Here is a 24221-nt window from a genome sequence, read left to right as displayed (position 1 = left end):
AGTTCTTTGATAGTCATTTTGGCCATGAAATGGAATCCCCCTACTTTTACCCCCACAAAAACGTCGGCTCTTGATGGACGTTGCTGGACTCTCGTAGAGCAGAACACCGCTGGAGCTCAAGTAAATAGTAGCTTATAAAAATCCAGAGTGAAATTTCGGAGTCTTTCAAGAAGTATGAAAAAGGAGATGGGGTGCTAGGGGTCGAGTGTTCGAATCACTCCGTCCCGACCATATTTTTCAGTGACTTAGCCGAACTCTAGCTAGTTCGGCTTTTTTACGCGTAGGGACTTTTGCGGGGGTTCATCCCGTTTTCCTCCTCAAGATCGTCAGTGCTGGCCCACGAGAGTCAGTTGCCGATACTTTGTTCGCAGCATCAATCAGGTGCTGCAACTCCGGGGTAGAATAGTGGCTCGTAATGCTGCCGTTCTTGTGCCCCAACAATGCCTTCCGATCTTCCTCTGTCACGCCTGCTGCACGTAGCCTTCTGCCAAAGGTGTGCTTTAGGTCGTGAACCCGGAATGCCCTAAACCCTGGATGTGCCGGCGACTGGTTGGCTGTCTCCCACTTGTCCGCTGCGCGCTTACGGGCTTTCCTCCATGCCGTGTCGTTCATCCTCTCCATGGCCGTGGGCCCAAATTGATTTGGTTGCCCATACGGGAACACCAGGTCTTTGTGCAGGCCGCGTTGCTTGTCGATGATGTTCATGGCCACCTTGTTCAGGATGACTAGGCGTTCATCGCCGTTCTTCACCCCCGCTTTGTCACTTCGCCCCCCGAATCCGGGAGGTATCAGAAACACGCTGGTGTTCAGTTCGGGCACCCGTATCTCCCATTCCCACCGCAGTTTGCACACTTCCTGCTCCCGGCACCCCGTGTTCACCTTATAGAGGGCCATCCTCAGCAGGTGATCCGGCAGTTCAGGGAATAGAATTGCCTGCTCTTCCCAGGACATCGGGTAGGGTTTCCGGGCAGACCTCTTTTCCTCAAGCATCGATATCATCGGTACGCTCTCTAACCACGGCCGCTTTTCAGCATCGCGCCACTTGCGGTGGCACAGGTTCAGGATCCTGACGACGCGCTGCAGGGCGATGTTGACCGTCCTGTTCGATACGCCTGGTTTGGCTTTTCCCGCTGCCGTCTTGCCTGGTCGTTGCCGGTCACGGATGAACGTCGCCAGGCTCCCATCATCGATGTGCGTTATCGGCAGATCACCGATGTACGGGTCAAGCTGTTCGATATGGGAAGCGGAAAGGCCGATCGATGCCTGGTCTTTGAACTCGACCAGAAACCGGGTAGCTGCCTCACGCCAGGTTCGCACCTGGCGCACACCGTATATCTTTTCCTGCCGCAGCTTTTCCAGCCGATGAATCAAGTACTGCTCGGCTTCTTCCCTCTCGCTAGCTCCAGTGCTTTCTTGAAGTCGGCTACCTCTGACGACTTTGTCGATGTGCCAAATCCCGTTCCTCTGGTAGAGGCCCGACATTGTTTTTCGCGCCATTGTTTTGCTCCTTGGCGCCCACTGCGGGGCGAATTGTTGTCCTGATCGGTCTGCTTTTCAATTGCCATGCGTTCGATGTAGGCGTCTGCCCACTGGTCCAGCTCATGACGGTCGAAGGCAACGCCCTGTTTTCCAATGGGGAATTCACGGACGTAGGGGCGGACGGTTTCGTCGAAAACTGCTCGACACATGCCGAGATAAGTAGGTGCGTGTTTCGCCCGGATGAAGCGGGGCGCGGTCTCTAGGACCGGCGCTAACTTTGTGTTGGCCATAGAAATACCTCGCCCACCGCTCACCGGCAGGCATGTAGGGGAATGGAGTAATGGCTTTTTGCTCGGGTTTCTTAACCTTTTGGATGGGTGTACAACAGGTGTTCAATTCGTTGCGCCTGTGGGAGGACGCGTGTCACATAATCTGGATGTGCCGATCGCTCATGAGTACCGAGGTCACACGGTATTCCTGAAGTTCGTCTGGGAAAGGCCGAACGACCCGGTGCCTGCATCCGCGACAATCATCGAGCCCGTGGACATACACGGAATGGGTGAAGTCGCAGCTGAGCTAACAGGGCCGTGGTCTGATTATCCTGCCGCCCTGGAGGAAGCGATGTCGGTCGCAGAGCGCTGGGTTGATAGTCAGCTTCCGTAATCTAGCGCGCAGCTCACTGGCAGCCCTGTGACCGATTAAGGGCTTTGTACTGACTTTCGAATGGCGAAAGCCTCTCCCTCCCATTTGCCAGGCTTGCCTCGTATCGCGCCATGCAGGTCGTAACGGTGGGGCTTCTTGCTGACGAACAGCTTTTCACACGCCTTTAGCAGGGCGCCTTCATCTTCCACTGCCAGCAACTCCTGGCCAGCCATCGAGCCCACCTGAATCCAGCCGGCTTTATCGCGCCCGTAGTTTTCTGTCTTGAACAAGCGATACCTGTTCCTGTGTCCGGTTCCAGGTGAGGAGGTCTCGGTGTTCATGTAGAACGCCACGCCATCGAGGCGCACCCGAAGTACTGTCTTAGCCATGAAGTGCACCGCCTTGAAAGTGGTCTCTCAGCACCCGGCGCGCGTCTATCCCGCACGATGCTGACATGGCGTAGACCTGGCAGAAGGTGGTTTCCCGACGATGCAGGGCGTTGAACAGCTCGATCAAGCGCTCACCCAATTGTCCGTTGCGGCGACTCATAGGCCCGAACTCACAGCTGGCGGGAGCGGGGTTCCGGCATTTGCCAGTGCGTCCAGTAGCAAGGTTTGGCGATTCTGCCCTTCCAGATACTGGCGTACAGCTTGGACGAACACGCTATTCATGCTTCGGTCCGCGGCGTTCGCGGCCGCTTCAATATCAGCCCGTAGGCCGTCAGGCAGTCGTACCACAAACTTGTCAGCGGTACGGGAATCGTATTGGTTGGTGCTCACGATGATCTCCTGGAGAGCTTCCCAAATATTGGGAACTGATTGAATGGGCTAATCGCCTGATTTCGGCGTGGTGATGAGGAGGAATAAGCAGGCGCTCGCGATCAGCCAAACTGCGGTACCGAAGAAAGCCGCCGTCACGTCAAAATCGAGGAGCTGCTGATCAGGTCGCGGGCTGCAAAAAGCAGCCAGGCCCCCGAGGCGGTGATGTAGAGCAGGATTGAAATCATCACCTTGAATAGCTGAAGCGGCGTGAGGGACTTACGGGACATTCACTTTCTCCAAGGCGAGCAATGGCCCGCCGCGTTGTTGGCTTTCGCAAAAAATTGAGGTGCTCTCGTTTCGCCATGAGGTAGCGAAGGAGTGGCTATAAATTAGCAACAGCTAAATAAATTAGCAAATAGTTTTATTATTTTGTGTTTGCTAATTTTTTAGGGAGGAGGAGGGCTGACTCGTAGTGGCCAAGTAATGGTGTTAAATTCCTCGAATTAAACGCGCCTGTTTATCTGGCGCCTTTGGGCGCTTCAGGAGACCTCCATGGGCCTAACCAAACCCAATCAACAACTGCGCCGCGATCTGAAGGCGATGGCCTCAAACCTTGAGCAATCCTGTGTCGACTTGGGAAAGCTTGCGGAAAAGCTCAGCGATGCCGATGCCATAGCCCTGATGGGGTTGGTGGGCACGCTCTATGAGGAAGCAGACAGGTTGGTGTGGTATGCGGATGAGGTGAAGGCGGGAAGGATTGCGCGGGGGAAGGCTGAGTGATGTATAGAATTGCAATTTGTGACTTCTCGTCGCATTCCAGCATCTAATCTTTACCAAGCAGGTAAAGACCGGCTACTATGAGGTAAGCTTGGAGATCAATTTCAAGGACAAGAAAATCCGTGAGCTTTGCGAAAAGCAAGCTACAGCTCAGAAGAAGCTTGGAGCAGATTGTGCGAAAAAACTTCGCATAAGGCTCGGCGCGATCGAGGCCGCCGCCAAGGTAACTGACCTGGTAGCAGGAAACCCTCATCCGCTCAAAGCCGACCGCGATGGTCAGTTTGCCCTAGACCTTGCAGGTGGTTGGAGACTGGTGTTCGCCCCTGATAATGATCCTTGTCCGCATGATGCTGATGTAAGCATTGACTGGTCTCAAGTAACCATCGTCTGCATTGAATACATTGGGGATTATCATGACTGAGCAAAGCGCTCCATTCGCTCCGGATTGGATTTCTCATCCAGGCGAGTCAATTTTAGACATCATTGAAGAGCGTGGCTGGTCTCAATCAGAGCTAGCCCAGCGCCTTGGCTATACAGAGAAACACGTCAGCCTACTCTTGAACGGGAAAGTCGCGCTAACAATGGACGCTGCTGTGCGTCTAGAACGAGTCCTGGGAAGCACCGCAGAATTCTGGCTGGCACTAGAGACCAACTATCAGAGACACAAAGAGCGCTTAGAATCCGCAGAGCGGCATTCCGCATGGGTTGGCTGGCTTGATAGGCTGCCAATCAAGGACTTGATGGATTGCAAGGCTATTGAGAAGAAGCGCATAGACTCCAGAAGCAAGCCCAGCATAGTCGAGGCGTGCCTTCGTTTCTTCGGCGTCGCCTCCCCTGACGAGTGGCATTCCCACTACGGTGGAATGGAGGTCTCTTTCAGGCGCAGTCGAGAGGAACAGTGTGACGTTGGCGCTATTTCAGCCTGGCTGAGGCTTGGCGAGCAGCAAGCGGAGCAATTCGACGGGCCCAAGTACGACCGTGATAAATTTCAAAAAGCGTTGGCGCAGATCAGGAGTTTCAGCACCGAGGAGCCGAAAGTATTTCAACCTAAAATGAATAGGCTACTCACCGAGGCGGGAGTTGTATTCGTTCTGGTACCAGCCATTCCACGGTCGCATGTAAGTGGTGTGGCTCGCTGGCTAAATACCAGTCGCCCCCTCATACAGATGTCGCTGTACGGCAAGTGGAATGACAGATTCTGGTTTACTTTTTTTCATGAGGCTGCGCACATTCTTTTGCACGCCAATGAGAAAAAATCAGTCTATCTCGATGATCCTGGCAAAGGGGCATCGAATGACCCGAAGGAGCTGGAGGCCAATCAGTGGGCTGGAGACTTCCTGATCCCAGATAAATATACGCACCATCTTGCCAGTCTCAAGACAAGGGACGCCGTCAAGGCTTTTGCTGGAATGCTTGGCATTCATCCCGGTATCGTACTTGGCCGGCTTCAACACGATGGATTGATTGACATTAAGTGGATGAACGACCTGAAGGTCAGATTTCAATTCAGTACTGAAGCTTGAAGCCTCAAAGCCCGGCCCAGTGCCGGGCTTCTTGTTTCTGCCCTTTCACACTTCGGCTCCTTTGGTCATCCCAATTCTCAGCACCCGCTTAAGCCCGCCCTCCGTAGCCGAATCCATCACGGCATATCTTGTTACAACCATTCCCCCGTAGGCGCCGCCCACGGAGAACTTCAAACTTCTACTCCAGTCCTAATGCTAGGCGTGCTTTAAACCGTGAGCGCCTGCTGACAACCCATAGAGGTTCACAAAATGAAAATGACACTGCCCGCCCTAGTTTTGGGTGTCCTCATTTCGCAAGGAGCAATGGCTGCCGGAGATGGCACAGCCGCTCTTGGAGGTGGCGTTGGTGGTGCACTTGGCAATATCGTAGGTCAACAGCTCGGCGGCTCAACTGGCGCGGCGGTAGGCGCAGGCGTAGGTGGTGCTGCCGGCAGTGCTGTCGGCGCTCAGAGAGGCAACAGAGCTGAAGCCGCATTAGGTGGCGGTATCGGCTCGGCTGGTGGCTCGCTCATCGGTAACCGCCTCGGCGGCACGACTGGCTCGACGATCGGCGCAGGTCTCGGCGGCGCTGCGGGTGGCGCGCTTGGAAACAACCTGGCGGATGATGAGAGCAATCATCGGTCGTATGGTAAGAAGCACAAAGGCAACAACAAGCATAAACACAAGAACAAGCATCGTTAGTTTCTGACGCGGTTACATCGAGCCCGGCCCGGCGTCGGGCTTCTTGTTTCTGCTTAAAATCTCAGTTCCTGGAATGTGCCGTTCTCGTTGTGAATCTTCACTGAAGCAGCCTTCCCTGCAATCAACGGGGCAGCGATTTTTACCAGCCCATCCTTTGTGTCGGCCTCTGCGAGCGGCTTTACGGAGCCAGCCCGAAACAGACCCCAGCCTATTTTAGTTTTCACTATCCTGTACGAATTCATGGCCACCCAACGGCTCGTAACAGTCGACTTCTGCGAGTCTAGCATCGTCTCCTGCCAATGGTGGCTGTACGCCACGAATGGTAAAGTGCGGGCTCAATTACGGGAGGGATGCCATGCGTCATTACGGATACATTTTTTGCCTGCTAGCAGCCATTAGTCTTCAAGGCTGCGGGGAAAAAGACCTTACTCCTGAGCAAAAGGCATATGTTTCAAGCCTAGAAGCTGAGCTTTTGCAGACAAAACAGGATATTGATACTGGTACCAGGTCGGCGGCTGTATACAGTGGCGGGTTGATAAAGGACTTGATATCAACTCGGATTGAGATTCTTAAAACCAATCAAGCTTTGCTAGAGCAACGAATTTTGGCCGTCCAATCTAAAGCTAACGTGACCGTAGCCACTGTCGCTTCCAAGGTGGACGATGATCTCGCCAACAAGCTCGCTGGTGAAATAGCTCAAGCAAAGGCAGGTATAGCGTCTGCTAAAGCTGAAGCAGCCGGTTACAGCGGCGGCCTCATCCAAGCGTTGAAGCTCTCCGCTATAGCGACTAGCGAGCAGACTCTTGCGATGTTAGAGCAGCAGTACCTAGTTGCAAAATATGGTTTGAACCCCATCCGCCGATCTTCAGTGCAGCCATCTACTATGAGCGCAACCCAAGGCGCCTCCGTGAGTTCGCCTCCACCTGCATCCAAGTCTGATCTTCTCCCTCCAGGTGCTGGGCCTTTTGGGTTTGAGGCGGGAATAAGCGCAGATGTCATTGAAAAAATGACAGGCGAAGCTCCAAGACTCGTCAAGGAGTCTGAAAATCTATATTTGCTCGATAAGGCCCCTAAGCCTAATGATGCTTTTGATCAGTATGGCTTGGTCATATCTCCTACGGTCGGCCTTTGTGTTGTTAGAGCCGTAGGTAAGACGATCCAGACAAATGACTTCGGGCATCAGCTGCAAGCAGGCTACGGCACGATGAAAGATGCACTGACCACTGTCTACGGGAAGCCAAAGACCTATGACTTCTTGATGCCGAGCAGCATCTGGAAAGACTCGAATGATTGGATGACCGGACTTTTCAAGCAGGACCGAACTTTGGCGGCAGAGTGGAAGGGGCCCGGAATTAAAAACGATATCAGCAGCATCTCAATTGATGCTCGAGCGCTTGCCAGAGACAAAGGTTATTTCGTGGTGGAATACGCATTCAACAATAGCCCAGAATGTACCGCGGAGCTGAAAAAAACAAAGAACGACTCGCTTTAATCCGTCACTGCAAAAAAGCCCGCCACTTGCGGGCTTTTCGCTATCTGCTGATACGCTCCTGATACTGTCGAGCGGAGCCAAAGCTACGCAATCTTCCGAGCACTTAGTACTCGCCACCCTTGACGGATGTATGAGAGTCAGTTCGCCCTGAAAGTAGCCCTCAGAGCGCTGGCTTAGTGGTTGGGAGACAAGGGAGGATCATATGTGGGTGATAACGTCCGTGGTGTCCCCAAGGTAAGCGAAGAAAGCGCAGGGCGATTTAAGCGAGAACTTTCTTGGCTAATATCTTGGGGTTGAAATATGTGTTTATTTATTATGGTCTTGGTTTTTTTTTGGTGGGCGTGATTTGTTCTGTTGATTCGTTGTTCGTTATGTTGTTTATCTTTTGAGTTGAGACGATTATTGTAGGCTTCTGAGTTTTTTGTGCTTTTGCTTTTTTTATTAGGCTTGCGCAGTCTGATGCTGCGATGTATTTTCCGCTGTGAGAATTTATCTTGGTTATGATTTTCTGTATTTCAAGATTAATTTCATCTGCTGGAAAGTTTGGTAGCATGGATATTTCATATTCTATATTTTCCTTTATTTTTTTATCGTATTTTGGCGTTGTGCCTGCTCCGGATGAGTTCCCACTTCCTTGTTGTGTACAATTATTTTCTTTGAAGCTGTCAGAGGCCGTCTCTCGGTTTTTTGTACCGCTGGCGGCGCCTCGTTGATACATATAGTAGAGTATGGTTGAAATTAGCGTTAAAATTAGTAAAGCTACCAGGGCGAGTATTATGGTTGTGTTGGTGTTCATATTCTTAGTGTTCTCAATATGTATGTTTTAATGTTTGTGTATTATTTTATGGTGTTCGGCTTTCAGCAGGGATAGTTTTTATGATGAGTCTTCTGAAATATAATTCCAGATATTCAGTGTGCATACGTTTATCGCTCAGAACATGCTGGGACATTTGTAGAGATTGATCGATGAGCTGTCGAGACGGGAGCCTAGAATGTACAACGTCTGGACCTGATTCTTCTGAGCAATGAAGCCCTCGCACGAGAAACCGCACGACACATTTGCGGTGAAGCAGATGTTCTGCATGCTGAATTTGTAAAGATCGTGCGGCCACGTCATGCAATCATATTTTCCGCCGACTGGGCAGTGGACTTGCTCTAGCTCGCCTGACGCAACAATCGTCGACCCCGTAAGGCGATCGATCTCTCCGTCGGCCCATGCAGTCTGGCTCAGGCCAGCAACGATCAGCGGCAACATCCAGCGCAGTGTGGTCATCATCTTTCCATGATTCAGGTGGTAGGGCGCTGACTCTACCAACCCAAAGCGCACGTCTCAACGCCTGCTGGCATCGCCTTTCTGGTTGTGGTCCTCGGATGCGCCCGTGACCCTATTACATTTTGCTAACGAGCTCATTAGACTGAACGCATCCCTAGTTGACTGCATTGGAGGCGTCAATGGCCCGGCTGAGTAATCCTATACGCGGAGTATCAGATATTCCGAGTTGGTTTTCTTTAAATAACTATGAGTTTTTAGCGGGGCTTGATAGTGCAGGGTGGTATGAGCAGCTGTTTGCAAGGGAACAGCTCTTTCTTATGCTTGGTTTTCGAAAAAATAATGAGGTGCAAGTTGCTGGGGGGGATTTGGCATATAGGGCTGCCGAAGAGATATGGGGGAAAACAAATATCTCTTTAAAGGATTCCAGTGTTTTGTCTGCTATGTGTGGGCATGATGGTGCGAATGGTCGTGTTAAGTCTGAATATGCAAAGTCCATTCATTCGCTGACTTATAGGCAGTATTTACAGCAGGAAGGACAGATCAGAGATGAAGCAAAGGAAAGGGCTAATCAGTGGTGGGAAAATATAAGTCGTGACGACTTCGGTGTAGGTGGCAGTGATCTAAAACTTGCATATGAAGTTATGGGGTTTATAGATCTGCCACTCTATATGTCACAAAAAAGAACATCGCTACATGCTATAGCGGACGTGGATTTAACGATGCCAGATGCGATTCTGCTTGAGGCTTTTAAAGTGTGGCTTGCAAAGACGAGGGATGATTTCTATCTAGGCTCACCAAAGCAGTATAGGAAAGCAGATTTTGCGTCTTGGATCAGGCTTGGAGTATTACCATTTATAGACCTTACTTCTTGGGCTGAAGTTACAGGGGTAAGTATTCCTAACAGGTTAATGGCGAACTTGATTTTTCCAACGGGAGATGGAGGGGAGGAAACGATTAGAAAAACAACCGCTCCTATCGCTTTGGAAATGGTTGGGCGGGGAGGGTATTCAGATAGAACTATTCTCGACACATTGTTGGCAGTGGCTGCCCATGAGGCTCGATCAGCGAGCAAAGATTAATTCGGAAGACTTTGCGTCTTGATTATTTCCGGAAAGAAGATGGCCCTTTTTAGTGCCTTTCAATTATCGATTTTGTGTGAATAATTGGAAACCATCGTAATCGCAGACGCTTCGTTAGGAGTCCGATGGTATGTATAGCGGTTTGAGCAGAGAAGATCATAGGCGGAAAAAACATGGCACGTCGCACACGAGGTTAATTACCGACCTTAATATCTCCATCATCATCTGGGGCTGGCAGCGCATCAAACCGATCGACCATGCCTGGAAATTCCTCTTCCATCATGCGCCGTGTCTCAGGATCCTTAAGTTTCATCCGGAGCCCGATGATCGTCAGTTTTCGCATCAGTTCTTCAGTCGAAATGCCAAGTTTTTCCGCCTCCGTATCGAACTGCTCGGCTTCTTCGGCGCTAAGCTGAATCTCGATTTCCTTAGTGGTCTTTTTCAGTTCCGGCATCAGATCGTAGGCGTCCATTTTCAGAACCCGGGCCAATTTGAGGGCGCCACCCAGGCGGGGTTTGGAGCGACCAGCTTCATATCGGACGATTTGAGGTTGGCTAATGCCGCTTTGTTCGGAAAGATCTTTTTGGGTCAGACCTGCTTCGGAGCGTGCCCATAGGAGTCGTTCAGCAAAAGATCTGGTATCGGTCATGAGCCCTCGAAGCCTTTTAATTACTGTGTTTCATATCACTATATCAGACAACAAATGATCCCCAATGATCAGTATTGACATGTGATATCAAGTGGTATCAAATGATCACAAGTGATCACACGCATATCGACGGGGTTAAGGATGAGGCAAGAGAAAATTCCGCTGGTGATTCGTTTGCCAATTCAACTGAGGGGGTGGCTGAGCACGAAGTCAGAGGAGAACGGAAGGACAGCGAACGGGGAGGTAGTTTTCCGCTTAAGGAAAATGATGGAGCAGGAGCTTGTTCATGAAAAACAACAGGCATGAAAAAGCCCCAAGCGCGCCAACGCTTGAGGCCTATGAAGCAGTGAACATTTCTGAGGACATTCACATGACGAAGCATACCGAAGTAAACGAAAAACTCAATGCTGGCGCCTTCAAGGGACCGGTGACCATGGGGCTTTCATTCGCGCGTTGCAACATTGAGGGGCAAGATTTGTACGGCGTCCGTCCAGGCGTTCCCGCTGTTGATGCTTTGAATCAGGCATCTTGCACTCTTCATAGCGTGAAAAAGGCGTTAGAAGACGCGGGCATGGCAGAGCATATTGTGACACCCAGTCAAGCATGGTTGCTACACATGGCGGTCGAGTCTGCTAAGGCTGCTATCGACTCCGTCACTGAAGGCCTGGAGAAAGCATGATGAATAATCTCTCCATCCAATCAGGGCAGCTCTCTAGTGACACACCACATTTCCTGCAAGCGCAAAACGTGGCGCAACAAATGTCATCGCGAGAAATCGCCGATCTTGTGAGCTCACGCCACGATAGTGTAAAGCGGACTATCGAAAGACTGGTTGAGCGCAAGGTTATTGGTTCTCCACCGGTGGTGGAATATCTTGACGGCTTGGGTCGTAAGGCCAATGAGTACATGGTCTGCAAGCGCGATAGCTTCATCATCGTGGCCCAGCTCAGCCCTGAGTTCACGGCTCGCCTGGTTGACCGCTGGCAAGAGTTGGAGGCTTTGTCAGCCAAGCCCGCCTTCGACATTGCCAGCCTGAATGACCCCAAGGTACTGCTCGCACTGCTGACCGACAATGTCCGCAAGGTTGTTGCCCTGGAAGCTGACAACACAGAGCTCTCGAAAGAGAACCATGAGCTGGAAGCGAAGGTGGAGCAGGACGCTCCCAAGGTAGCCTTTCACGACATGGTTGTGGTGTCGCACAAGAAGTACAACGCTGCCCAGGCTGCCAAGATCATTGGCACTGGCCGCACCAGGCTGCTGCAGTTCATGCGGCAGAAAGGGTGGGTGACCCGTTCGAACGAGCCATACCAGGCGAAGATCGAGGCCGGCCTGCTTGATGTGAAGCTGGGCACCTTCGAGCATCCAATCGATGGCACGATCCCAACGTGCTCCACGCTGATCACTGGGAAGGGGCTGACCAAACTGGAAGCGTTGTGGCGGGAGAGGGACGCAGACTTGTTGGCGTAGCAATGAAGAGAGCCCGGTCCAGCGCCGGGCTTTGTTCGACGGTGCGTAAGTAGTCGAGGCTGCTTAACTCAACGTACGGGTAAAATAAGCCACGCGTAGCCACATGCGTCCACACGAAACCACACGAAACCGATTTTGTTGTATAGTTCGTACATTAGTTAGCAAACCGTAGCAGCGACTCGAGGAGTGAGTCATGTCTAAAACCAAGGCGCAAGTGGTGTCTATCGCCGCTGAACGTGAAGCACAAGAAGCCAAAAGGGCGTTTCTTGGGCTTCTGCATGCCGACATAGCCGAAAATCCTGGGCGTATTGAGCCGATTTCAGCATCGTTGCTGGGTCGTATAGATCGGCTGCGCGCAAAGGCACAAGCAAATCGTGATCGTAGCGAGCTTCTTGAAGGGTAAGAAATGCAGTCAGGGACGATCACGGTTATCAACGATTGGGCGCTATTCGGCCATCCATTATTCCTAAATCGTCTAGAAAACTTGCTTGAAGAGATTGAAACCCTCTCTAACGAGGATCCAGACGGCTTTCACCAGCATCCGCACTACAAGCTGCTTGAAAAGGTAGACAACTCCATTAGAGAGCGAGTACCTGCTAACCCGGCAGCACCTGAGTACCTTCAGGGGAACACCCTTGGGAAAAACTGCCGCCATTGGCGTCGAGTAAAGGCGGGGCTCCCGAATCGCTATCGCTTATTTTTCCAGTTCAGAAGCGATGCTCCCAAAAGCATCATTTATGCTTGGCTGAACGATGAGGTAACACTCCGGAAAGATGGCGCAAGAACTGACGTTTATGCTGTATTCAAAGCAATGCTCAAAAGCGGTGAGGTGCCTACCACCTACGCCGACTTGATGAAAGCATCTGCGCCAGTGCCGAAGCACGGTTAATGTCTTGATTTGTTAAACAAAGCCCGGCCATGTGCCGGGCTTTCTGCATCTGGCTCAAGGCTTTTCAGCGTTGGCCTTCTCAAGCAGGGCGGCTATGCCCTCCAGCAGCACCAAGTCCGACTCCTTGAGTCTTCCTTTCGCGGCGGCCCTGGCGAGTTTCTCAATAACCGCAACTGCCCGCGGCGTAGCCTTGTCCTGAAGGGCCTGGTAGGCCGAAGCCGCCTCTCGCACCACATCCTGACGAGTGTACTCACCTTCGATCAGCGCCGGCCCGTGCCCATTCGGGTTGACCAGCACACCAGGCGTGAGCCCGATTTTCTTCTCGAGGTTGAGCGCCGCCTTCTCACCCAATGAGCGGTGCCCATTGAGGATCTGTGACAAATACGAAGCGTCCAGATCGTGCTGGTCGGCGAAGTCTTTCTGGCTGAGTGGGCCTATGACGCGCCGCAGCGCGTCGACCCGAAGAGTTTTGATATCCATAGGCGAATAGTGTCCCTGCGTTAGCAAACAGTAAATTATAAAATGCTATTGCTATTGAGATTAGCAAAATGTAATCTGGACTTCTTTCGGAGACAAACATGACGCTACTCGAACTCATCCGGTCCCTCGACACACCTTCGGTGGAGTCGTTGGCCAAGCGCAGCGGCACCAGTGCCGGGAACCTTAAACAGATCGCCCATGGCTTCCGCCGCGCAGGCCCAGGCCTCGCCATCAATCTTGAGCGGGAGTCGAGCAGGGCGGTGACCTGTGAAGAGCTCCGGCCCGATGTCGACTGGGCCTATCTGCGCAATTCAGGCCAAGAGCCGAATCTTTAAACCTGTTTAAAAGAAGCCCTGATCGAGGGCGCATATCTTCGCCCTGAGCTGAACGTTCCGCCACGACAACCACGAAGAGGTTTCCCGAAATGGAACAGGTACACCGCGCAATACATGAGGCAGTTCTGGAGGCGGGGCCAAAGCAACTGGCTCACCTGATGGGTATGAGCCACACCGCATTGCTCAATCGCAGCAACCCAAATGATGACTCGCACCGCCTGAACCTGGAGCAATTTCTCCAGATCCTGGTGCACAGCAAGAATGTTGAACCGCTGGAACACCTGGCCAACACATTGGGCTATGCCCTGGTACCGCAGGCGCGACCGGCGAGTAAGAACCTCATCGAGGCTCTGGTGCACCTTGCGGCTGAGTACGGAGACGTTTCGCGTCTCGTCCATGACGCCCTTGCGGATGGCCGCGTTTCACCTTTCGAGAAAGCAAACATCCAGAAGGAGATTGGCCATGTCCGGCAAAGCTTGTTGGTACTGGAGGAGTCGGTCAAAGCGGCGTGATTACCTGTCCGAACGGCTAGGTATCAGAGGAATAAAACGGGCGGAGAATGAATTTTGCCCGGTGCAGAAAGCAACAAACCCGGCGGGAACCGGGCTCATCTAATCGTCCTGTGTGATCAGGACTACACAACTGCAGAGGTGTGAATCATGGCACATGCAATTCGTAGTAAACAAGTTCGGTCGCCTGTTACTGAGCGCATCCAATCTAAACCCCGGCTGGTCAGTGTGCCCAAGAGCGTGTCAATCACGCCTACGGTGCAGCCTTTTGATGAGCGGGCAGGCTTTACCTACTACGAGTTTCAAGTTGTTTATGAGGACGCGGGATTAAAACAAACCTACCCCGGCGTGCTGGATGAGTGTCTTGCATTAGAGCTGAAGGCCATGCTTGAGCCGGAAGTAGCCCCGTACCCTGTTCGTATTTCGTGGGTAGCAGGCTGGGAAAAAGGATTCGAAAACTTCCTCCGGATGAACGACCGCGTAACAGACATGATCCAGTCAGTTCGATCGGCTGAGCGTCCTGGGCACGAGTTCCTGGCTCGTCTTGGTCAGTTCGGTCCGTATGAAGGTTACGCGCCACAAAACAGCCAGGCAGAAAGCGTGGCGCCGAATCTCTCGGAGGTTCGGCCATGAACCAGGTCATTGACTCTAAGAGTCCAGGCTTCAACAAAAAACCTTTCTACCTGGTTGAGGTTTTCGACGGGCGTGGTGTGTACGGTTTCGGCCTTGGGCTAACAGACGGGCGAGTTGCTCGTGACCTGCTCGAGACTCTCGGTCGTGATCTGCTTGGCCGAATAACAAAACTTCACACACTAGCCAGCCCACCAGAAGAGGCTCGGGGTTACCAAAAGCATAGGCAGTTTACCGAGCAGACTCAGCGCATAAAGGCGTTGATTGATATGTGCGCGAACGAGCCTTCGCCTGGCCGCGCCTTCTTGGTTGCCTTTGTGCAACAGCATCGCGCTGCAATGCCCCTCAGTCATATGGCTTCAATGCTTGAGCATGCCAAGTACGAGCCCGACTTTGATGAGTTTGCCTATATCCCACTTCACCAATCTGCAATCGGGAGGGCATACCCATGAGCGAAATATCCCAAGAGCTACCTGTCACCGTCATCGACGAAGCGCACTTCGAGAAATATCCCGATGCAGCGCTGTTGCTGAAGTGTTTCGAGGTCGTCAAGGACGCGCTGGACGTCATCAACGAGCCGGAGTACTCCATTGAGAAAGAGGACGACACTCACCTTGACCTGTACCGAGCCTACTACGCACTCATGGTGTTGTTCAGGCGTAGGACTGGGCACGACGCTAGGCAAGTGGCCCAGGATCATTTTGAGGCAATGAGCCGCCACTTGTTGGAGGGGAAGCCGCGACCAGAAAACAGCATTCCCGTCGTCGTGTTCCCTGGTGAGTGCCTACCGGATGAGGCATTCGCCGGCTTTACGGACCAACAACTGGCTTGCGCAGCGTTCAACTACCGCGATCGCGTTCGAGTTCTGATCATGGACCACTCACCGCAGGCTTTGGCGTTGGACGAGGCTCGCACGCTCTCCATTGACTCCACCACAGCACTGCGCCTGCTGGTGTTGCGCCTGTCTGGCGGCTCGATGGAAACCATGGGCACCGGGATGTGCCGCAAGCATGGGGAGACGCTGCAATGATCGGCTCTGTCGAATCAACTACAGGAATCCCCGTAATTAAACCTGCAGGGGCCTGCACCATCGCCGGCCCCTGGCCAACCTACGGCAACTTCCGAACGCTTTCAGAGCGCGAGCGCTGGGTGCTTTACGGAAGCGCTAAAGCCTACCGCGAGTCGCTAGAGCGCCAGGGTTTCGAGATGGCTGAAACCTACGATGCCTTCATCCGTCGCGTGACAGAGGAGCTGGATATCTGATGGCACGCATTAGGACGATCAAGCCAGAGTTCTGGAGCAGTGAACAGGTGATGGAGTGCCAAGCTCTGACACGCCTGCTGTTCATTGGCATTTGGAATTTTTGTGACGATGGCGGTAATCATCCTGACTCAGAGAAAACCATCAAGGCCCGGGTTTTTCCCGGTGACGAAATCAGCTCGTCGAGTATTCGTCGAATGCTCGACGAGCTGTCGTCGAACGGTCTTTTGGCCTTCTACGAGCACTCTGGCAAGCGGTATTTGCATGTTTGTGGTTGGGAGCACCAAAGGATCGATAAACCAACCTTCAAGTACCCGGAGTTCTTACCTGCTCTGACGGTGGACAAACCTCAGCCAGGAGAGGCGGGCAATGGTACCGACCAGAAACCGGGGGCTGCAGGTGATTCTGTCGATGACCACTCTGCGAACATTCGACCACCGCTCGACGAGGACTCTTCGACTCCTCTGCTAGGCCTCGACCCCGGAAGGGAAGGGATGGGTAATAGGAAGGGAGAAGATCAAGATCAAGAGCATGTCCATCGTCGCGATGCTCCGCCGGACGCCGCGACGCTGAAATCTCAAACTGAGGCAAATGGGCAGGAGCAATTGGTGCCTGATCAATCTGCTTCGACAGACCCGAAACCGATGCGGGGCATCAAAAACGGTGCTGTGGATCCGCTGGAAGGCTTCGACCAGTTCTGGAAGCTGTTCCCTAACAAGAAATCGAAAAAGGATGCTCGTACGGCATGGGGGAAGCTCAAGCCATCTGTCGAACTTCGTCAGACCCTGATGACCGCTTTGAGCAACCACTGCGGTTCTCGTGACTGGACCAAGGACGGCGGCCAGTACGTGCCCATGGCTTCGACCTGGCTGAACGGCGAACGCTGGACGGACGAACTGGTACCAGCATCCGCAGCAAAACCTTCGGCGTTCAACAACCTGCCCACCCACACCCCGGATATGTACCAAGGAGGCGACAATGGCCCAGCGTTCTAACTTCCATCGTCAGCCCGAACAGCGGACATTCGCCGGCGAATGCCCGGTCCATGGATCTGTTGATCGCTCCGAGGTTGAGCAGTTTGACGGTTCCATGGCTGTACGCCCATGCAAGCAATGCCAGTTCCACGGGCTGCGTGTAGCACCACAGGGCAGCGACGAGCATTCGAAGGCGCTGGCCAACCTGCAAGCTGAAAGCGTCAACAGCGCGCTTGTAGGCTCTGGCATCACGCCTCGGTTTGCCGATAGCACCTTCGCGACCTACCGGGTCACCACGTCGGATATGACCCAGGCCCTGGAAACGTGCCGGGGATATGCCGACAACTTCGGCGAGCACTTCCAGGCCGGCCGCAACCTGTTGCTGTGCGGCAACGTCGGAAACGGCAAGACGCATTTGGCCAGCGGTATCGTCCAGCACGTCATCCGCCAGCACCGGGCCGTGGCGGTAATCACCACCGCCGCCGAGATTATCCGAGTGTTCAAGCGCTCAATGGTCAGGGATGCCGGTTACACCGAGGGCGACGTGATCGACGAACTGGCGAGCTTTGACCTGCTGGTGATTGATGAGATTGGTGCCCAGGCCGGCACTCACTACGAGCTGTCGGTTCTGCATGAGGTGCTGGACCGCCGTTACAACCTGGTTCGCCCGACGGTAGTGGTGTCCAACCTCAACGCCAAGGGCCTGGGCCAGTACATCGGCGAGCGAGCCCTTGACCGTCTGCGCGAGAACAAGGCGCTGCTGGTCGGGTTCACGTGGGAATCGGCACGGGGGCGCGTATGAGCCAAGAGGACAAATACTACCGCCTCGAATCTGAACAGGGCGTGCTGGGCTCGATCATGCTGGCCTCGCTGCAGGGGGACATCGGCATGGTTGAGGACATCGTTTCGCAGATGACCTCTGCGGATTTCCACCACCAGGACAATGCCGCGCTTTTTGAGGCTATCCGGGATTGCCTTGGGCAGCGAATGCCAGTGGATGCGGTGACTGTTGGATCGGTTCAGCGATTGCTTCCCAGCGGACAGACCACCATGGCCTATGCCGCAACGCTGTCGCGTGATGTCCCATCCACCGCGAACTGGAAAGCTTACGCCCAGCAGGTTAAGAAGTGGGCGCTCGTTCGGCAGTTCCGCGATCTTGGTAGGGCTGTCGATGTCGGCGTGGGTGAAGACCTGCCGGCGGACGAAATCCTAGATCAGTGCCATATGGCACTGGCGGACCTGCGAGACCTCGACACGGGGGAGCCGGACTACAAACGCATGGACGATGTGGTCGCTCGAAACGTCGACATCATCGACGCCAAGTTCAATGGCGCCATTCAAGCGGGGCTCTCCACGGGCCTGTCAGATCTCGACAAGCTGATCCGCGGCCTGCGCAAAAAGACCGTGACCATCGTCGCGGGACTTCCGGGGAGCGGCAAGACAACCCTCGGCCTGCAGATCGCCCAGCATATCTCTTGCGCCGGCCTCGGCGTCGGCATGGTGTTCTCGTTGGAAATGCCAGAGGAGGAGTTGGCCAACCGTGCGCTGGCTTCACTCGGCAGCATAGACCTGCAGGTGCTCGACAACGGAAAGCTGGAAGACGATGACTGGCCGCGCCTGACCTGCGCGGTCAACAAGATCATGGACAAGCCTCTCTACGTCAGTGACAAGTCGGGCCTGACGGTGCCGCGCATCCGCAGCATCTGCCGCCAGGTCAAGAGCAAGCACGGCCTCGACGTGGTGGTGATCGACTACATCGGCCTGATCGGTTCCGACGGCAAGGCGTTCAACCGCACCGCCGAGCTGGGCAAGATATCCACCGGAATCGTCAACATCGCCAAAGAGCTGGATGTGCCGGTGATCCTGCTGGCCCAGCTCAACCGTGACTCGACCAAGCGCCTGGGCAAGAAGCCGATCGCCTCCGACCTGCGCGACTCCGGCCAGATCGAGGCCGACGCCCACTGCATCATCCTGGTCCACCGCGATATGGACAGCGAGGAGGGGCAGAACGGCGCTACCGAGTTGCTCATGCCCAAGTGCAGGCACGCACCGGTGGGCTCCTGCATCGTCCAGCAGCAGGGCAAGTTCGCCCGGTTCGTCAATTTCGCGGGCCGCGAGCCTAGCCAGGAAGAGGTGGAGATCGGCCGCCCCTTCTCCGACCAGTACAAGGGGAGGAAGAAACCATGAGTAACGTCACAGCGGCATTGCCGCGTAAAAGCATGAGCGATTTGGAGCGGCGATTTTTGAAGATCGCGGGTGAAGAGTTGGCCAAGGTCAAAGTCGGCGGCCCGAGTGCACTGGCTTACCTGCTGGATATGGTCGCCAGTTGGCACGGTAGTCGGGCTCAGATCGGGTTCCACGATTTCGGGCAGCGCTGGCTGATCGAGGGCAACGCCAAGAACAAACTCGCTGACCGGTTGCTGCGTGACTTGTTTGGCTTGAGTGATCCAGATCCGAGGAAAGCCGCATGAATACCAGAAAACCAGCGCGCCTCCCTCTGGGGGATACCGAGTACATGCTTGAGCAATGGGGCTTCTGGCGCATGGACGGCATGGGCGTCCCGGGCTATGTGTCACCGTCCTGGGCGATCATGCGGGACATGATCCCGTCGACGAGCAAGTCCTACGTCATCACGGACGAACTGGCCAGCGTCGTTGATGGTGCTGTCGCCAGGCTGTGCAAGCGGGCCCCGGAGATGGGCGACTTTGTTTGGCTGTATTACGCAGCCAAGTGGCCAGCCAAGCGGATCGGCAACAAGTACGACATGAGCGAGGCGAAGGTCAGGGAGATCATCAAGACGGGCGTCGGCTGGATTGACTGTTCGCTTGAGAAACTTATCGAAGCCGCGTAAAAACTTGCACTCGCGGAATAGCTCTGTTCTCATGGCACCGTGTTCAGCTTTTCAAGCGCGACACGCCAGAGAAAGCCCGGCCATTATGTCCGGGCTTTTTTGTTACTGGGCTTTCAACCCCCATTCTTTATCCAACCAAGCGTTGAGATCCGAGCGCATGTGCGGCGCGCGTCCCGGCGAAGCTTCAAGTTTATGCGCGACCTTGCTGCGGTTTTCGTCGGTCACTGCGCGGCCTCGAGTCTTCAGATAATGATCGATGTAGTACTCCACCTCCCATGATTCGGTGAGGGATACATAAATCCGATCAATTTTGCCGCGATACTTCTTGTTGTCATCGCTTTTCCAAACCATTTCGATACCAGTTGGTTGAGTGGCGTATTGCCACGCTTTTTGATATCACCAATTTAAGATTGGATCCACTCGCCGAACGTCGTGTAGACCGACGTGATCGTATGCTTACTCGATACCCAAAGAAGCCCGGGCACCAAGCCGTTTTTTTATTGCCCAAATGCAGGCGAAAGACCGGAAAGACCCTCCTGGCCAATCGATACAGAGGAACCGTCGATGTCGCGATATCAATCGCTGCAAAATGACTATCCGCTCCAAAGGGCCTGTTCAGGGCTCGACGGAATCACTGACACGCGTGCACTTCGGTGCCGTGTGGTCGGCCAATCCCGCTGAAGAAGACGCGATCTACGGCAAGTACACGCCTTACGGTGAATACACCTTGAACGTGGCCGCCGACCGCGCCGAGCATTTCGAAGAAGGGAAGGACTACTACTTCGATATCTCGCCCGCTTTCTCATTTCACCTGTAGCCACGGCAGCCTTAAGGAAGGCCTGGACGCTGATAAGCCGGTTCAGTACTACAGGAATACGGCCGCAGCCTGCGCGCCCACCACGCAAAAAACCGGGGCTTGGCCGGGTTTGTTTTGAAAGCTATTGTTCTATGCGTTACTTGATGCAGGGGATCATTTTCCCGTCCGCCTCAAGCACCAACTGATTACTTGTCACGCGATTGACTTGGTAAGATGAGCTTAGGTTGGAGCTCTGATAATTGACATTTCGATAGTTTGTCAACAGAAAAATCCCGTTAATAGAGTAGGTGCCTGAGTAGTCGCTACCGCTGCCGGCATGAGACTCGTATTTCCCTTCAGGAGTGAACGTCATTGTGTAAGTTCTACCAGGAATCATGCATTCCCAGGTACCAGAGATATCCGACTGTGAATATGCATAAGCCTGAGAAGCCAGTAACGAAGTAGCGAGAATGAGTAGTCTGTTCATAGATATTGCCCCGTAGTTTGTGATGTCTAATCTGGCAATATGATATCACTGCCATTCATCTGAAGGAGATATCTCCGGAAGTGAATTCTGACCACCATTTCTTGAGCCTCAGCATTTGCTGGGGCCTTTTCGTTTTCGGCCCCGCCACACCCTTCGCCATGAGCAGGGAGTGCCGCCGGGGCTGATTCAAATCAGCAGGTCACGGCCTGCCGTATTCCTAACTCCCTGACGGGGAGGAACTGAGATGTCCAACATGCCAGACAAACCAGAAACCTGGACGATTGCGCTTGCGTGGTTGAGTCAGCATTCGCCAATCCTCTATGCGGCTGCGTTGTCCTGTGCCATGGCCGTCCTTCGAATCACCTACGGCGGTGGCACGCGGCGACAGATGATCGTGGAAGGCGCCATCTGTGGTGGTCTAGCCCTGACCATCATCAGCGGGCTTGAGTTCTTCTCGCTCCCGCAGAGCATGGCTACATTCGTCGGTGGCTGGGTTGGCTTCTTGGGCGTGGAGAAGATCCGCACAATTGCCGACCGCGTGACGGACTTCAAGCTGCCAGCCCGCAAGGTTGATTAAACCGCGCCACGTTTTCGAATGCGCCGAATCGTGGCGCGGGATTGGAGAAGGTCATGAAAGTTAACGTCTATGACATCGCCGACCAGCGCCCGCACCTGATGGTGGTAGCCAGTGATGGTGCCCACGTAATCCCGCACGCCCTGGTTCAATCGGTGATCGCTGGCGACAAGCCGTCCTCAATCCTAACTGAGCTCGTGGTGAAGCGGATCATTGAAGAGTGGCTGCAGCAGGTGACCGAATGACCGTCAAGGTTCTTGAATTCAAGCGGGAGGATTGGCGCGACGCCGCCAAGACCCTGCGCAAGATTGCTGATGACCTTGATGCCGGCGAGCACCCGGAATGCACTGTAGGCGCGCTGACGCTGATCGGCGCCAAGGGAGAGGTAACCGTGTTCGGCCTCGGCCCCAAGTGCGATGACCTGCAATGCCTCGGTGCGATGCGCCTGGGTGAGCAGAAGCTGATTGATGTGCTGCTGGACAGCCAAGACTAAGGATTCCCATGACAACCAAGCAACCCGACTGGGAGGCAATTGAACGCGCCTACCGGGCCGGATTGCTTTCCGTCAGAGAGATCGCCGCTTCCTGTGGCGTGTCACACACAGCCATCCAGAAGCGTGCCAAGGCCAATGGCTGGGAGCGCGACCTCAAGGCAAAGATCAAGGCCAAGGCTGATTCGCTGGTTGCCAAACGAGAGGTTGCCACACAGGTTGCCAGCAAATCGGTGGAAACCGAGCGCGAGATCATCGAGGTCAACGCTGAGGTCATTGCGAACATCCGCATGGCTCACCGCGGTGACATATCCCGTGGGAGGCGACTCACCAACAAGCTGCTGGACGAGCTTGAGGGCCTGACCGATAACCGCCAGCTGTTCGAAGAGCTCGGTGAGCTGATGCGCTCCGAGGATGACAACGGGCAGGACAAGCGCAACGACCTGTACCAGAAGATCATCGATCTGCCTGGCCGCTCCAAGACGATGAAGGAAATGGCGGAGACGCTGAAGACTCTGATCTCGCTGGAGCGCCAAGCCTACGACCTCGACACCAAATCCGGCGGCAATGACGCTGACGAGCTGTCCAAGATGATGGACGATCTATCGAAGGACGCCTGATATGAAACCCGAGCATTTGAAGCTGCTCCGGGACAAATACTGGCGCTTGAACAACCTCTACTTCATCACGGACAAGCAGGGCAAGAAGGTCCGCTTCCGGATGACGGATGAGCAGATTGAATACTTCGAGGGGATGCACACTCGCAACCTGATCTTGAAGGCTCGGCAGCTTGGCTTCACCACTGAGTGCTGCATCATCCAGCTGGACGCGGCGCTGTTCGAATCAGCCAAATGCGCCCTGATCGCTCACACCCTGAACGACGCCAAGCGCCTGTTCCGGGAGAAGGTGAAGTACGCCTACGACAATCTGCCGAAGGAGATCCGCGCCGCAAACCCTGCGAGCAACGATGCCGCCGGCGAGCTGGTATTCAGCAAGGGCGGCTCACTCTACGTCAGTACCTCGTTTCGGGGTGGCACTCTGCGCTACCTGCACGTTTCCGAGTTCGGGAAGATCTGCGCCAAGTTTCCCCACAAGGCCAGAGAGATCGTCACCGGCGCCTTCGAGGCTGTCGCCACCGATTGCTTCGTCACGATTGAATCGACGGCGGAGGGCCGGGCAGGCTACTTTTTCGAGTACTCGCAGAGCGCAGAGAAGCAGCAATTGTCCGGCGTGGCTCTCGGCCTTCTGGATTGGAAGTTCTTCTTCTTCAGTTGGTGGAACAACAAGGCCTACTGGCTCGACCCGGCCACAGCGATCATCCCTGACCGCCTGATCACCTACTTCGAAGACCTGGCAGCCAAGCACGGGATCGTCACGAACCCAGGCCAGCGCGCCTGGTACGCAGCCAAGGAGAAGACGCTCGGCGACGACATGAAGCGGGAGTACCCGTCGATCCCCGCCGAGGCCTTCCAGCAGTCAATCGAAGGCGCATATTACGCCAGGCAGTTCACCAAGCTTTACGCCTCCCAGCGTATCGGGGTGCTGCCGGACAACAGCCACCAGCCGGTGATGACATTTTGGGATATCGGTGTCGGCGACTCCACGGCCATCTGGTTCGTGCGTCAGGTCGGAACCGAGTTCCACGTCATCGACTTCTACCAGAACAGCGGCGAAGGCCTGCGGCATTACATGAAGGTGCTGAAGGATCGTGGCTACGTGTACGCCGAGCATTGGGGGCCGCACGACATCGACAACCGCGAGTTCAGCAGTGATGCCAAGACCCGCCGAGAAATGGCCCGTGAGGGCTACGAGATCGACGGCCAGCACTACCGCATGACCTTCCAGGTGGTGCCCAAGATCGGCGTAGACGACGGCATCGACCAAGCGCGCGAGATCCTGGCCCATTGCGCATTCGACGAATCCAAGTGCGAAGAGGGCATCACCGCCCTGGAGAACTACCGCAAAGAGTGGGACGACAAGAAAGGCTGCTGGAAAGACCGGCCGCTTCACGACTGGGCATCCCACCCGGCTGACGCCTTCCGCTACTTCGCGGTGGCCAAGACCAAGCGCGTAGCAATGACCCACATCCCCGTCACATTCACATTCACATTCTGAGGCCATCA

Annotated in this window: 38 protein-coding genes; 28 read left to right on the top strand and 10 right to left on the bottom strand. The window is 54.3% G+C overall.

All coding sequences use genetic code 11. The annotated features are described in order from the left end of the window. Positions 1–300 precede the first annotated feature (300 nt). The 4 genes from A462_RS27325 to A462_RS35040 form a co-directional block, all read right to left on the bottom strand. Positions 301–1497, bottom strand: coding sequence for a tyrosine-type recombinase/integrase (locus tag A462_RS27325; protein ID WP_008431903.1), 1197 nt, complete (start codon positions 1495–1497; stop codon positions 301–303). Between the two features lie 680 nt (positions 1498–2177). Beyond that, complete coding sequence (locus tag A462_RS27330; RefSeq protein WP_008431900.1) at positions 2178–2510, bottom strand: hypothetical protein; 333 nt, start codon at positions 2508–2510, stop codon at positions 2178–2180. Between the two features lie 156 nt (positions 2511–2666). Then, on the bottom strand, positions 2667–2900 hold the full coding sequence (locus A462_RS27335; protein WP_008431899.1) for an Arc family DNA-binding protein: 234 nt from the start codon (positions 2898–2900) through the stop codon (positions 2667–2669). Positions 2901–3034: 134 nt separating this feature from the next. Beyond that, positions 3035–3169 (bottom strand): hypothetical protein, encoded by a 135-nt coding sequence (locus tag A462_RS35040; RefSeq protein ID WP_274517794.1) that lies wholly within the window; start codon positions 3167–3169, stop codon positions 3035–3037. 265 nt (positions 3170–3434) lie between these two features. Between A462_RS35040 and A462_RS27340 the strand changes: the two genes are divergently transcribed. The 4 genes from A462_RS27340 (at position 3435) to A462_RS33090 (ending at position 5863) form a co-directional block, all read left to right on the top strand. Further along, on the top strand, positions 3435–3662 hold the full coding sequence (locus A462_RS27340; protein WP_008431898.1) for a hypothetical protein: 228 nt from the start codon (positions 3435–3437) through the stop codon (positions 3660–3662). 88 nt (positions 3663–3750) lie between these two features. Then, positions 3751–4080, top strand: coding sequence for a type II toxin-antitoxin system RelE/ParE family toxin (locus A462_RS27345; RefSeq protein ID WP_008431897.1), 330 nt, complete (start codon positions 3751–3753; stop codon positions 4078–4080). Then, entirely contained in the window at positions 4073–5182 is a 1110-nt protein-coding gene (locus tag A462_RS27350) for a HigA family addiction module antitoxin (protein ID WP_008431896.1), read from the top strand. Before A462_RS27345 ends, A462_RS27350 begins: the two co-directional genes overlap by 8 nt. Positions 5183–5431: 249 nt before the next feature. After that, positions 5432–5863 carry a hypothetical protein gene (locus A462_RS33090; RefSeq protein WP_083853181.1) on the top strand — a complete coding sequence of 144 codons (432 nt, stop codon included), beginning with the start codon at positions 5432–5434 and terminating at the stop codon, positions 5861–5863. A gap of 53 nt (positions 5864–5916) precedes the next feature. On the opposite strand, the gene A462_RS35170 is transcribed toward A462_RS33090, so the two are convergent. Further along, positions 5917–6105 carry a DUF2188 domain-containing protein gene (locus tag A462_RS35170; RefSeq protein ID WP_443200824.1) on the bottom strand — a complete coding sequence of 63 codons (189 nt, stop codon included), beginning with the start codon at positions 6103–6105 and terminating at the stop codon, positions 5917–5919. 113 nt (positions 6106–6218) lie between these two features. On the opposite strand from A462_RS35170, the gene A462_RS27360 reads away from it, so the two are divergent. Then, positions 6219–7355, top strand: coding sequence for a hypothetical protein (locus tag A462_RS27360; RefSeq protein WP_008431891.1), 1137 nt, complete (start codon positions 6219–6221; stop codon positions 7353–7355). Positions 7356–7668: 313 nt separating this feature from the next. Here the strand turns inward: A462_RS27360 and A462_RS34185 are convergent, their stop codons facing one another. Further along, entirely contained in the window at positions 7669–8151 is a 483-nt protein-coding gene (locus A462_RS34185; RefSeq protein WP_157222822.1) for a hypothetical protein, read from the bottom strand. Between the two features lie 135 nt (positions 8152–8286). After that, a complete protein-coding gene (locus A462_RS0132295) occupies positions 8287–8628 on the bottom strand; it encodes a hypothetical protein (protein WP_008431889.1) in 342 nt (113 codons plus the stop codon). A gap of 179 nt (positions 8629–8807) precedes the next feature. Here A462_RS0132295 and A462_RS27365 point away from each other — a divergent pair, with 179 nt between their 5' ends. Next, positions 8808–9707 (top strand): DUF6387 family protein, encoded by a 900-nt coding sequence (locus A462_RS27365; RefSeq protein ID WP_008431887.1) that lies wholly within the window; start codon positions 8808–8810, stop codon positions 9705–9707. Between the two features lie 193 nt (positions 9708–9900). Here the strand turns inward: A462_RS27365 and A462_RS33085 are convergent, their stop codons facing one another. Further along, the gene (locus tag A462_RS33085) at positions 9901–10356 is read right to left on the bottom strand and encodes a helix-turn-helix domain-containing protein (protein ID WP_083853180.1); all 456 of its coding nucleotides are present in this window, start codon (positions 10354–10356) and stop codon (positions 9901–9903) included. Between the two features lie 141 nt (positions 10357–10497). Here A462_RS33085 and A462_RS33080 point away from each other — a divergent pair, with 141 nt between their 5' ends. From A462_RS33080 to A462_RS27385, 5 genes are all read left to right on the top strand, one after another. Next, the gene (locus tag A462_RS33080; protein WP_157222821.1) at positions 10498–10662 is read left to right on the top strand and encodes an Arc family DNA-binding protein; all 165 of its coding nucleotides are present in this window, start codon (positions 10498–10500) and stop codon (positions 10660–10662) included. Continuing rightward, complete coding sequence (locus A462_RS27375; protein ID WP_008431883.1) at positions 10643–11035, top strand: DUF3077 domain-containing protein; 393 nt, start codon at positions 10643–10645, stop codon at positions 11033–11035. Before A462_RS33080 ends, A462_RS27375 begins: the two co-directional genes overlap by 20 nt. Then, positions 11035–11823 (top strand): phage antirepressor KilAC domain-containing protein, encoded by a 789-nt coding sequence (locus tag A462_RS27380; protein ID WP_008431882.1) that lies wholly within the window; start codon positions 11035–11037, stop codon positions 11821–11823. Before A462_RS27375 ends, A462_RS27380 begins: the two co-directional genes overlap by 1 nt. 193 nt (positions 11824–12016) lie before the next feature. Next, the gene (locus tag A462_RS34180) at positions 12017–12226 is read left to right on the top strand and encodes a hypothetical protein (protein ID WP_157222819.1); all 210 of its coding nucleotides are present in this window, start codon (positions 12017–12019) and stop codon (positions 12224–12226) included. Between the two features lie 3 nt (positions 12227–12229). Then, positions 12230–12712 carry a type II toxin-antitoxin system YhaV family toxin gene (locus A462_RS27385; protein WP_008431881.1) on the top strand — a complete coding sequence of 161 codons (483 nt, stop codon included), beginning with the start codon at positions 12230–12232 and terminating at the stop codon, positions 12710–12712. Between the two features lie 54 nt (positions 12713–12766). Here the strand turns inward: A462_RS27385 and A462_RS27390 are convergent, their stop codons facing one another. Continuing rightward, on the bottom strand, positions 12767–13192 hold the full coding sequence (locus A462_RS27390) for a helix-turn-helix domain-containing protein (RefSeq protein WP_005789662.1): 426 nt from the start codon (positions 13190–13192) through the stop codon (positions 12767–12769). 98 nt (positions 13193–13290) lie between these two features. Here A462_RS27390 and A462_RS27395 point away from each other — a divergent pair, with 98 nt between their 5' ends. The 11 genes from A462_RS27395 (at position 13291) to A462_RS27440 (ending at position 19751) form a co-directional block, all read left to right on the top strand. Continuing rightward, the gene (locus tag A462_RS27395) at positions 13291–13527 is read left to right on the top strand and encodes a transcriptional regulator (protein ID WP_008431880.1); all 237 of its coding nucleotides are present in this window, start codon (positions 13291–13293) and stop codon (positions 13525–13527) included. Between the two features lie 89 nt (positions 13528–13616). Beyond that, positions 13617–14039, top strand: a complete 423-nt coding sequence (locus tag A462_RS27400) for a phage regulatory CII family protein (protein ID WP_008431877.1) — start codon at positions 13617–13619, stop codon at positions 14037–14039. Positions 14040–14186: 147 nt separating this feature from the next. Next, complete coding sequence (locus A462_RS27405) at positions 14187–14669, top strand: hypothetical protein (protein ID WP_008431874.1); 483 nt, start codon at positions 14187–14189, stop codon at positions 14667–14669. Next, a complete protein-coding gene (locus tag A462_RS27410) occupies positions 14666–15118 on the top strand; it encodes a hypothetical protein (protein ID WP_008431873.1) in 453 nt (150 codons plus the stop codon). Before A462_RS27405 ends, A462_RS27410 begins: the two co-directional genes overlap by 4 nt. After that, positions 15115–15696 (top strand): hypothetical protein, encoded by a 582-nt coding sequence (locus tag A462_RS27415; RefSeq protein ID WP_008431871.1) that lies wholly within the window; start codon positions 15115–15117, stop codon positions 15694–15696. Before A462_RS27410 ends, A462_RS27415 begins: the two co-directional genes overlap by 4 nt. Continuing rightward, the gene (locus A462_RS27420; protein WP_008431868.1) at positions 15693–15929 is read left to right on the top strand and encodes a hypothetical protein; all 237 of its coding nucleotides are present in this window, start codon (positions 15693–15695) and stop codon (positions 15927–15929) included. The genes A462_RS27415 and A462_RS27420 overlap by 4 nt, the downstream gene beginning before the upstream one ends. Continuing rightward, positions 15929–16921, top strand: coding sequence for a hypothetical protein (locus tag A462_RS34570; protein WP_008431865.1), 993 nt, complete (start codon positions 15929–15931; stop codon positions 16919–16921). Before A462_RS27420 ends, A462_RS34570 begins: the two co-directional genes overlap by 1 nt. Next, positions 16905–17702 carry an ATP-binding protein gene (locus A462_RS27425; protein ID WP_008431863.1) on the top strand — a complete coding sequence of 266 codons (798 nt, stop codon included), beginning with the start codon at positions 16905–16907 and terminating at the stop codon, positions 17700–17702. The genes A462_RS34570 and A462_RS27425 overlap by 17 nt, the downstream gene beginning before the upstream one ends. Next, entirely contained in the window at positions 17699–19087 is a 1389-nt protein-coding gene (locus A462_RS27430) for a replicative DNA helicase (RefSeq protein ID WP_008431861.1), read from the top strand. Before A462_RS27425 ends, A462_RS27430 begins: the two co-directional genes overlap by 4 nt. Then, positions 19084–19371: a hypothetical protein gene (locus A462_RS27435; protein WP_008431858.1), complete on the top strand. Its 288-nt coding sequence runs from the start codon at positions 19084–19086 to the stop codon at positions 19369–19371. Before A462_RS27430 ends, A462_RS27435 begins: the two co-directional genes overlap by 4 nt. Next, entirely contained in the window at positions 19368–19751 is a 384-nt protein-coding gene (locus A462_RS27440) for an antiterminator Q family protein (protein WP_008431855.1), read from the top strand. The genes A462_RS27435 and A462_RS27440 overlap by 4 nt, the downstream gene beginning before the upstream one ends. Positions 19752–19853: 102 nt before the next feature. Here the strand turns inward: A462_RS27440 and A462_RS27445 are convergent, their stop codons facing one another. Continuing rightward, positions 19854–20102: a hypothetical protein gene (locus tag A462_RS27445; RefSeq protein ID WP_008431852.1), complete on the bottom strand. Its 249-nt coding sequence runs from the start codon at positions 20100–20102 to the stop codon at positions 19854–19856. Between the two features lie 292 nt (positions 20103–20394). On the opposite strand from A462_RS27445, the gene A462_RS34175 reads away from it, so the two are divergent. The 6 genes from A462_RS34175 to A462_RS27470 all read left to right on the top strand — a co-directional run bounded on the left by A462_RS34175 (position 20395) and on the right by A462_RS27470 (position 24213). Then, a complete protein-coding gene (locus tag A462_RS34175; RefSeq protein WP_157222818.1) occupies positions 20395–20568 on the top strand; it encodes a hypothetical protein in 174 nt (57 codons plus the stop codon). Positions 20569–21278: 710 nt separating this feature from the next. After that, positions 21279–21611, top strand: a complete 333-nt coding sequence (locus A462_RS27450; protein WP_008431850.1) for a phage holin, lambda family — start codon at positions 21279–21281, stop codon at positions 21609–21611. 53 nt (positions 21612–21664) lie between these two features. Continuing rightward, on the top strand, positions 21665–21853 hold the full coding sequence (locus A462_RS27455) for a hypothetical protein (protein WP_008431848.1): 189 nt from the start codon (positions 21665–21667) through the stop codon (positions 21851–21853). Continuing rightward, entirely contained in the window at positions 21850–22101 is a 252-nt protein-coding gene (locus tag A462_RS27460) for a hypothetical protein (protein ID WP_008431846.1), read from the top strand. The genes A462_RS27455 and A462_RS27460 overlap by 4 nt, the downstream gene beginning before the upstream one ends. 8 nt (positions 22102–22109) lie before the next feature. Next, on the top strand, positions 22110–22718 hold the full coding sequence (locus tag A462_RS27465; protein ID WP_008431843.1) for a hypothetical protein: 609 nt from the start codon (positions 22110–22112) through the stop codon (positions 22716–22718). A 1-nt stretch (position 22719) separates the two neighbouring features. Continuing rightward, entirely contained in the window at positions 22720–24213 is a 1494-nt protein-coding gene (locus tag A462_RS27470; RefSeq protein ID WP_008431841.1) for a terminase, read from the top strand. Positions 24214–24221 lie beyond the last annotated feature (8 nt).

It is taken from the genome of Pseudomonas sp. Ag1, from assembly GCF_000278565.1.
Classification (GTDB): Bacteria; Pseudomonadota; Gammaproteobacteria; order Pseudomonadales; family Pseudomonadaceae; genus Aquipseudomonas.
This window is presented reverse-complemented; position numbering and strand designations above follow the sequence as displayed.